Raw genomic sequence first — 9,402 nt, 5'->3', positions numbered from 1 at the left:
CGGGAGGGCTCCTCTTCGGGGTCGATCAGACTGCCTCGCCCGGCGACCCGCCGAGCCGCCGGACCTCTTCTTCGAGGACCCCGACGCGGTGCTGGAGCGCGGCGATCTCGGCCCGGAGCTTGCCGGCGACGTCGGCGTCGGCGTTGAGGTTCTCCACCACGAACGAGCGCAGGTCCTCCGTGTCGCGGGCCGCGACGTGCAGGATGAAATCATCGGGGCCAGCCAGAAAATAGACATCCATCACCTGTGGCTTGCGCCGGATCTGCTGGATGAAGCTACGGATCTTGCCACGGGCGTGGGATTGCAGGTTGACCGCGATCATCGCCTGCAACGGCAATCCGATGGCGACTGGGTCTAAGTCGGTGTAAAACCCGCGGATCACGCCTAGCTCCAGCAAGCGTCGAACTCGGCCGTGACAGGTGGACGCCGCGATGCCCAGCTTCTCTGCGAGCGCGCTGTTGGTCATCCGGGCATCGGCGTGCAGCAGACTCACGATTCTGCGGTCCACGTCATCGAGGACAACTGGCCGAAGATCCTTCGCCGCCGCACTCCCAGTGTGGGGCCGGCCAGTCAAATCTGCGGGCATATGCCGCAGCTTAGAGAATTATCCGCGGCCGGATTAGCGGAGTTGCCGAACTTTCTTCACAATTGAAGGAGGTCTTTTCACTGAGCTCTGGCAAGGAGCGACCATGCGTGTCGGTATCCCGACCGAGATCAAAAACAACGAATTCCGGGTTGCCATTACCCCCGCCGGGGTCGCCGAACTGACGCGCCGTGGCCACGAGGTACTCGTCCAGGCCGGTGCCGGCGAGGGCTCGGCCATCACCGACACCGATTTCAAGGCCACGGGGGCGCAGCTGGTGACCACTGCCGAGGAGGTGTGGGCCGCCGCCGAGCTGGTGCTCAAAGTCAAGGAGCCGATGCCAGCCGAGTACGCCCGCATGCGGCGCGGACAGACGTTGTTCACGTTCCTGCATCTGGCGGCCTCGCGGTCGTGCACCGAAGCGCTGCTGACCTGCGGAATCACGTCGATCGCTTACGAGACGGTACAAACCGCCGACGGCGAGCTGCCTTTGTTGGCGCCGATGAGCGAGATTGCGGGGCGGCTCTCCGCTCAAGTCGGCGCTTACCATTTGATGCGCACCCACGGCGGCCGCGGGCTGTTGATGGGTGGGGTTCCCGGCGTTGAGCCGGCTGACGTCGTGGTGATCGGCGGCGGCACCGCCGGCTGCAACGCCGCCCGGGTCGCCAGCGGCATGGGCGCCCACGTCACGGTTTTGGATATCAACATCGAAAAATTGCGGAAAGTCGATGCTGCGTTCAGCGGGCACGTCCGCACCCGGTACTCGTCGGCCTACGATCTCGAAGACGTAGTTAAGCGCGCCGACCTGGTGATCGGCGCAGTCCTGGTGCCCGGCGCCAAAGCACCTAAGCTGCTATCGAACTCTCTTGTGGGCCAGATGAAAACCGGTGCGGTGTTGGTAGACATCGCCATCGATCAGGGTGGCTGCTTCGAGGACTCGCGGCCGACCACGCACGACAATCCGACGTTCGCGGTGCATGACACGGTGTTCTACTGTGTGACGAATATGCCCGCTTCAGTGCCCAAGACGTCGACGTCTGCATTGACCAACGCAACCATGCCGTACGTGCTCAAGCTCGCCGACTACGGCTGGCAATCCGCATGCCAGTCCGATCCCGCACTGGGCAAAGGACTTTCGACGCATGACGGTGCACTGCTGTCCCACCAGGTTGCCGCCGACCTGAATCTGGCATTCACCGATCCGGCGACGGTGCTCGGCTGATGTCACACGTCGCCGAGTGCAGCGACGATGTCTGCGGCGGGCCCGGGACGGGCGTCCGCGAAAGCCGTTCCGGCCCAAAGATTTAACCCATGTGGGTCATCGGCGGCCGCGGCCGCCTTGCGGATCGGCGACGTCATGTGGTTGACCTCTGGATAACCCAGCGGCGCGACGTCGTCAAGCAGGCGGGTGAAGTCGTTTTCCAGTCCGCGCGCGTACCGCCCTGAAAACGCCCGAGTCACCAGCGTTTTGCCGAACTGCGGATTGCGCAAGGCGCTGCGATGCGCGGAGCTGGTGCCCGCTTCGTCACTCAACAGCAGCGCGGTGCCCACCTGCGCTGCCACCGCTCCCCTGTTCAGCACACCGGCAACGTCCTCGGCGGTACCCAAACCGCCCGCAGCGATGAGCGGAACATCATGCGCGGCACGGATTCGGCCCAACAGTTCACCCAACGACTCCGTACCGGGGTTCATGTCCGGCGCGAACGTGCCGCGGTGCCCACCGGCATCGGGGCCCTGAACAACCAGGCCGTCCGCTCCGGCGGCCACGGCCACCCCCGCCTCGTAAGTCGACGTCACGGTGATGAACAGCAAGATTCCCAGCGCGCCGAACCGCCGCAGCACATCCGGTGACGGGGCGCCGAAGGTGAACGACACCACCTCGGGCCGGACGTCGGCTATCGCGTCAAGCTTGTCCTGCCAGCCGTCGTCGTCACCGAAACGGGGCTGACCCACCTCGACCTCGTAGTGCTCCGCAATCTCGTCGAGTTCGTCTGCGTAGCGGTCCAGCTGTACATAGTCGGCCACGCTGGGCTGCGGCACAAACAGGTTGACCCCAATTGGGCCCGTGGTGGCGGCGCGGGCTGCCGCGATGTCGTCGGCCAAGCGCTCTGCGGTCAGGTATCCGGCTGCGAGGAAACCAAGCCCGCCGGCATTGGTAACCGCGGCCGCCAGCGCCGGCGTACCCGGGCCACCGGCCATCGGCGCTCCGACCACCGGTACGTCGAGATCCCAGAAGCCCAATACCATGGCGCTACTGTACTATCGCCCGAAGCTGTTGCGGCACCGATCGTTTCGAGCGATATGGGCCCAGAACCGCGGCCCCATATGCTTTGCGAAGCAGCCGCCGCGCGACCGCGTTGACCTCGTCGACGGTGACGTCGTCGAGCTCTTGCAACGTTCGTTCAATGCTGCGGTGCTCACCGTAGTTCAGTTCGCTGCGGCCGATGCGGTTCATCCGCGAACCGGAATCCTCCAGGCCGAGCACCAGCCCGCCGCGCAACGACCCCTTGGCGATCCGGCATTCGGTCTCGGTAATGCCGTCGCGCGCCACCGATTCCAGTACGTCGCACGTCACCCGCGCGACCTCGGGGAACCGCTCGGGCAGGCAGGCGGCGTAAACCGACAGCGCGCCGCTGTCGGCGAAGATGTCCAGCGACGAGTAGACGGAGTAGGCCAGCCCTCGGGTTTCGCGGACCTGTTGGAACAGCCGCGAACTCAAGCCGCCACCGAGCGCGGTGTGCAGCACCGACAGCGCCCAGCGATGCTGCCAATGCCGGCCGGGTGTGCGCACACCAAGACACACATGGGTTTGTTCGGCATCCCGGTTGGCCACCGCCAACCGTGGCCGCCCGGTCACCCGGCCCGCACCTTTGCGCGGTGCTATCGGCCGGCGCCCACGGACCAGCCGCGGTCCGAAATGTTCGCGTACCAGCGCCACCACCTCGTCGTGGTCGACATTGCCGGCCACCGCGACCACCATCCGCTCGGGTGTGTAGCGCCGCAGGTGAAACGAGTGCAGCTGAGCGCGCGTCATCGCCGACACCGACTGCACAGTGCCGATCACCGGTCGACCGACCGGGTGGTCGCCGAACAAGGCACCCAAGAACAAATCGGCCAGCGCGTCCTCGGGATCGTCGTCGCGCATCGCGATTTCCTCGAGCACGACATCGCGTTCCAGCTCGACGTCTTCGGCGGCGCAGCAACCGTTGAGCACCACATCGGAAACCAGCTCGATCGCCAGTTCTAGATCACTGTCGAGCACATGCGCGTAATAGCAGGTGTGCTCCTTGGCGGTGAACGCGTTCAGCTCACCACCGACAGCGTCCATCTCCTGCGCGATGTCCACGGCCGTGCGGGTCGGCGTGGACTTGAACAGCAGGTGCTCCAAAAAGTGCGCCGCCCCGGCGACGGTGGCTCCCTCGTCACGCGAACCGACGCTGACCCACACCCCGACCGACGCGGAACGCACCGCGGGCAGGTATTCGGTCACCACGCGCAGACCGCCGGGCAGTGTGGTGCGCCGTAGCGCGGCTGACAGCTCGCCGCTGTGCTGGCCCCGGCGCAGGGCGCCCGCCTTAACTGCTGGCCGTCGCGGCATCGGCTGGCGCGGCCCCCGAACTGGTAGCACGATCGGCGGTCTCGTCGTCGCCGAGCGGGATCAACGAGATCTTGCCCCGCTTGTCAATGTCGGCGATCTCCACTCGCAGCTTGTCGCCCACGTTCAGGACGTCCTCGACCCGACCGATGCGCTTGCCCTTGCCAAGCTTGGAGATGTGCACCAGGCCGTCACGCCCCGGCAGCAACGACACGAACGCGCCGAAATCGGTTGTCTTGACCACGGTTCCAAGGAACCGCTCGCCAACCTTGGGCAGCTGCGGGTTGGCGATCGCGTTGATTCGCTCGATGGCGGCCTCCGCGGACGGCCCGTCGGTGGCGCCGACATACACGGTGCCGTCGTCTTCGATGGAGATCTGCGCGCCGGTTTCCTCAGTGATCGCGTTGATGATCTTGCCCTTGGGACCGATCACCTCGCCGATCTTGTCGACGGGCACCTTGATGGTGGTGACCCGCGGTGCGTAGGGGCTCATTTCGTCTGGCCGGTCGATGGCCTCGGCCATGACCTCCAGGATGGTCAGCCGGGCATCGCGAGCCTGAGCAAGCGCACCGGCGAGCACCTGTGACGGTATCCCGTCGAGCTTGGTGTCCAGTTGCAGCGCGGTGACGAAGTCACGTGTGCCGGCGACCTTGAAATCCATGTCCCCGAAAGCGTCTTCGGCGCCGAGGATGTCGGTCAGCGTGACGAAGCGCCGTTCGGTACCGCCGTCCGGGAGCTCGACGTCGTCGGATACCAGGCCCATCGCGATGCCGGCGACCGGCGCCTTGAGCGGCACCCCGGCGTTGAGCAGCGCCAGCGTGGACGCGCACACCGAGCCCATAGACGTCGAACCGTTGGAGCCCAGGGCTTCTGAGACCTGCCGGATCGCGTAGGGGAAGTCCTCGACGGCGGGCAATACGGGGATCAGCGCCCGCTCGGCCAGCGCGCCGTGCCCGATCTCGCGGCGTTTGGGCGAGCCGATCCGGCCCGTCTCGCCGGTGGAGTACGGCGGGAAGTTGTAGTGGTGCATGTAGCGCTTGGTGGTTTCCGGTCCCAGCGAGTCGATCTGCTGGGCCATCTTCATCATGTCCAGGGTCGTAATGCCGAGGATCTGGGTTTCTCCGCGCTCGAACAGCGCGCTGCCGTGCGCTCGCGGCACCACGGATACTTCCGCAGATAGCGCGCGGATGTCGGTGATGCCGCGGCCGTCGATGCGGAAATGGTCGGTCAGGATGCGCTGGCGCACTAGTTTTTTGGTGAGTGCGCGGAATGCGGCGCTGACTTCTTTTTCAGGACCGGGGTGGGTGTCGGCGAGCCGGGCCAGCACCTCGGCCTTGATCTCGTCGGTGCGGGCGTTGCGCTCGGCCTTGCCGGAGATGGTCAGGGCGGCGGCCAGCTCGTCGGTGGCCACCGAGGCCACCGAGTAGTACACGTCGTCGCCGTAGTCGGGGAACGACCGGAAGTCAGGTGCCGGTTTCCCTGATTTTCCAGCCGCGTCGGCCAGCTCCTGCTGGGCGGCACACAGCGCGGCGATGAACGGCTTGGCGGCCTCAAGACCTTCGGCGACAACGCTTTCCGTCGGCGCCTGCGCACCGCTATTGATCAGTTCGATGGAGTTTTCGGTGGCCTCGGCTTCCACCATCATGATCGCGACGTCGGGGTTGCCGTCCCCCGATCCGCTGCCTACGACGCGCCCGGCCACCACCATGTCGAACACCGCTTGCTCGGTTTGTTCGACGGTCGGGAAAGCCACCCAGGTGCCGTCGATGAGTGCGACTCGGACGCCGCCGATGGGGCCGGAGAATGGTAGCCCGCCTAGCTGGGTGGACGCCGATGCGGCGTTGATCGCCAGCACGTCGTAGAGGTCGTTGGGGTCCAGGCTCAGGATCGTCACCACAACCTGGATCTCGTTGCGCAATCCGTCGACGAACGACGGGCGCAGCGGACGGTCGATGAGCCGGCAGGTCAGGATCGCATCGGTTGACGGCCGGCCCTCACGACGGAAGAAGGAGCCGGGGATGCGCCCGGCGGCATACATGCGCTCCTCGACGTCGACCGTGAGCGGGAAGAAGTCGAACTGCTCCCTGGGGTTCTTGCTGGCGGTGGTCGCCGACAGCAGCATGTTCTCTTCGTCGAGGTAGGCGACGACGGAGCCGGCGGCCTGCAGCGCCAACCGGCCGGTTTCGAAACGAATGGTGCGGGTGCCGAAGCTTCCGTTGTCGATGACGGCGGTCGACTCGAACACGCCCTTTTCAATTTCTGTGACAGACATGAACGTCCGTGCAGCCTCTCTGGGTATTCAGCTGTTTCGCGAGGTCACGCAAAACCCGGAGGGACCAGGAAAACCTGCAGCTATCCAGTCTGGATGCGGCTACGGCCGTCGATCGAAGCGGCCGGTACAAGCCCGGCCGCCACTACCGAAGACCGTCCGATGCAGACTTGACCTTCTCTCGGTTGTGGTCCTGTCGTGACCCGCTGGGACGGTGCGCGCGGATTGCGCGACCGCACCTGCTCGGACCGATATGGCCCAGAACGTCCTCACTCTACACCGGCTAGCTGCACCTTCTGACCAAACCGGGGGGCAGTGATCCGCGGCGCTAAGTGACGTCCTCGACGCACACGGCGAATCCCCGCTGCGCATACGCCTAACCCACGCCGCTGATGCACTGGTCGACGCTGACCGGCTCCTTCAGGCCGGTGAGAATCTGGGTGGCGCGCTGGCGATGCGGCACGGACTTGTCGTTGCAATCCACCCGAAACGGGTCGGTGGTGTGCTGCGGGTCGACGCTCATGCAGCCGCCCACTACCCAGTCGACATCCAGGCAGGCGGTGTTGCCGGAGTCGCTGAAAGCGTGGTGCATCGAATAGGAGGAGTCGACGTCGCCGGGGCACTGCTCGCGGCTACCGACGGTGGCTGCGACCTTGAAGTTGGAGGCTCGGCTACCGCAAGCCACCTTGGTCGCCACCGGCCGATCACCGGTGCCGCCGAGCCGCAGGCAGTCGCCTACCCGCAGGTCAGCGGTGTTGGTCTCGGAGGAGCACCCTCACAGCGTCAATGCGATTGCCGTGATGGCCGCCGCGGCCAGGGCGCGCATCGGCTAGCTCAGCGACGCAGACCCAGCCGCTCGATGAGTGAGCGGTAGCGCTCCACATCGATCTGGGCCACATATTTGAGCAGGCGGCGTCGCCGTCCCACCAACAGCAGCAACCCCCGACGCGAGTGGTGGTCGTGCTTGTGGATCTTCAGATGCTCGGTCAGGTCCGCGATTCGTTTGGTCAGCAACGCCACCTGCGCCTCAGGAGACCCGGTGTCGGTCTCGTGCAGGCCGTACGTCTTGAGGATTTCTTTTTTCTGCTCGGCTGTCAGCGCCACGAATTACTCTCCATCAATCGGTCCGCGATCTTCAGTTATCGCGCGGCGACCCGCTGCGCCCGGCAATGCCGCGCTTGCGATCGCCACGGGATACTGGGTGCGGCCGCCGCGAACTGCAGCACACACCGTGTCGCCGGGAAGTCTAGCAGCGCCAACTTAGCCGGCGACCAGCAGCGTGCGGGCCCGGTCGGTGTCGTCGTTCATCGCGGCGACCAAGTCGCGCACCGACTCGAACTTGCGCTGTCCGCGGATGCGTGCGACGAAGTCGAGCGCCACGTGCTGCCCGTACAGGTCGGCGGTGGCGTCGAGAACATATGCCTCCACCGTGCGGGTGCGCCCGGAAAATGTCGGGTTGGTGCCGATCGACACCGCGGCTTTGTAGCGCTCGCCCGGCACGACGTTGCCGGTCGCCGGCCCATGCCCCAGCACGGTGAACCAGGCGGCATACACACCGTCGGCCGGGATGGCCGAGTACATCGGCGGGGCCACGTTAGCGGTGGGAAAACCCAACTGCATGCCGCGCCCGTCGCCGCGGACCACCACACCTTCGACGCGATGCGGCCGACCCAGCGCCTCGGCCGCGGCCACCACATCCCCCGCGTCGACGCAGGAGCGGATGTAGGTCGAGGAAAACGTCAAGGATTAACTATAATGGCGCTCGGCCACCAGTGACATCGCTTCGACCGCGAACCCGAACCGCTCGCCGGCCCGGCGCAGGGTGTCGACGGTGCCGGCCGCTTTCTTGCCGAAGGTAAAGTTCTCCCCCACCACGACTTCCACCACGTGCAAGTGCTCGACCAGCAGTTCGTGGACGTAGCGCTCGGGGGTCAGCTTCATGAAATCGGCGGTGAAGGGCATCACCAGAAATACGTCGATACCGAGCTCCTCGACCAGCTCGGCGCGGCGGGCCAGCGTCGTCAGCTGCGCCGGATGGCTGCCGGGGAAGACCACTTCCATCGGGTGCGGGTCGAAGGTCATCAGCACGGTCGGCACCCCGCGGGTCCGGCCAGCTTTGACCGCGTGCGCGATCAGTTCGGCGTGTCCGCGGTGCACCCCGTCGAACACGCCGATCGTGAGTACGCATCTGCCCCAGTCCGTGGGGATCTCGTCTTGTCCCCGCCACCGTTGCACAATCGCAAGCCTACGGCTGCGGGCGGTGTGCGGCGGCGCCTGGGAGTGCGTGCGCCGAGTCTGCGTCCACCGCGTCGATTCTGCGCACACAGCGCGACCCGGCCGCTTGAGCACGCCGCCACCGCAGTCTCGATGCGGCCGCGCGACCCCCCGATGAGGCCAGCGTTGCTTAAACTTCCTGATGTGCGCCCCGACAACGAGCCTGGCGAGCTCACCCCGGTTGCCCAGGACTACCTGAAGGTCATCTGGAACGCGCAGGAGTGGTCGCGGGAGAAGGTCAGCACCAAGATGCTGGCCGAGAAGATCGGGGTGTCGGCCAGTACCGCATCGGAGTCCATCCGCAAACTCGCCGAGCAGGGTCTGGTCGACCATGAGAAATACGGCGCGGTGACGTTGACGGAATCGGGGCGGCGCGCCGCTCTGGCGATGGTGCGCCGACACCGGCTGCTGGAGACCTTCCTGGTCAAGGAGCTCGGCTACAGCTGGGACGAGGTGCACGACGAGGCCGAGGTTCTCGAGCATGCGGTCTCCGACCGGCTGGTGGCCCGCATTGACGCGAAGCTCGGCTTCCCCCAGCGTGATCCGCATGGTGACCCGATACCGGCTACCGACGGACAGGTGCCGACGCCGCCGGCGCGTCAGCTGTGGGGCTGCCGCGACGGCGACGCCGGCACGGTGGCCCGGATTTACGACGCCGATCCGGCGATGGTGAGGTATTTG

The 9,402-nt window shown here is 66.0% G+C and carries 7 protein-coding genes and 2 pseudogenes (1 of these 9 cut by a window edge); 2 read left to right on the top strand and 7 right to left on the bottom strand.

What is annotated here, in order from left to right:
- Positions 1–25: 25 nt before the first annotated feature.
- Complete coding sequence (locus ACFE99_RS10440; protein WP_375484919.1) at positions 26–586, bottom strand: Lrp/AsnC family transcriptional regulator; 561 nt, start codon at positions 584–586, stop codon at positions 26–28.
- Positions 587–689: 103 nt separating this feature from the next.
- Here ACFE99_RS10440 and ald point away from each other — a divergent pair, with 103 nt between their 5' ends.
- Positions 690–1,805 carry an alanine dehydrogenase gene (gene ald, locus ACFE99_RS10435; protein WP_375484917.1) on the top strand — a complete coding sequence of 372 codons (1,116 nt, stop codon included), beginning with the start codon at positions 690–692 and terminating at the stop codon, positions 1,803–1,805.
- A gap of 2 nt (positions 1,806–1,807) precedes the next feature.
- Here the strand turns inward: ald and ACFE99_RS10430 are convergent, their stop codons facing one another.
- From ACFE99_RS10430 to ACFE99_RS10405, 6 genes and pseudogenes are all read right to left on the bottom strand, one after another.
- The gene (locus ACFE99_RS10430) at positions 1,808–2,830 is read right to left on the bottom strand and encodes a nitronate monooxygenase (RefSeq protein ID WP_375484915.1); all 1,023 of its coding nucleotides are present in this window, start codon (positions 2,828–2,830) and stop codon (positions 1,808–1,810) included.
- A 4-nt stretch (positions 2,831–2,834) separates the two neighbouring features.
- A complete protein-coding gene (locus ACFE99_RS10425; protein ID WP_375484913.1) occupies positions 2,835–4,181 on the bottom strand; it encodes a M16 family metallopeptidase in 1,347 nt (448 codons plus the stop codon).
- Complete coding sequence (locus ACFE99_RS10420) at positions 4,159–6,450, bottom strand: polyribonucleotide nucleotidyltransferase (protein WP_375484911.1); 2,292 nt, start codon at positions 6,448–6,450, stop codon at positions 4,159–4,161. Before ACFE99_RS10420 ends, ACFE99_RS10425 begins: the two co-directional genes overlap by 23 nt.
- A 373-nt stretch (positions 6,451–6,823) precedes the next feature.
- Positions 6,824–7,192, bottom strand: coding sequence for a hypothetical protein (locus ACFE99_RS10415; protein WP_375484925.1), 369 nt, complete (start codon positions 7,190–7,192; stop codon positions 6,824–6,826).
- 89 nt (positions 7,193–7,281) lie between these two features.
- Positions 7,282–7,551, bottom strand: a complete 270-nt coding sequence (gene rpsO, locus ACFE99_RS10410; protein ID WP_375484909.1) for a 30S ribosomal protein S15 — start codon at positions 7,549–7,551, stop codon at positions 7,282–7,284.
- Positions 7,552–7,707: 156 nt separating this feature from the next.
- Positions 7,708–8,682 (bottom strand): annotated as a pseudogene (locus ACFE99_RS10405) (bifunctional riboflavin kinase/FAD synthetase).
- A 183-nt stretch (positions 8,683–8,865) separates the two neighbouring features.
- Between ACFE99_RS10405 and mntR the strand changes: the two are divergent.
- Positions 8,866–9,402 (top strand): annotated as a pseudogene (gene mntR, locus ACFE99_RS10400) (manganese-binding transcriptional regulator MntR) (it continues 183 nt past the right edge of the window).

It is taken from the genome of uncultured Mycobacterium sp. (assembly GCF_964249325.1).
In the GTDB taxonomy this organism is placed as follows: domain Bacteria; phylum Actinomycetota; class Actinomycetes; order Mycobacteriales; family Mycobacteriaceae; genus Mycobacterium.
This window is presented reverse-complemented; position numbering and strand designations above follow the sequence as displayed.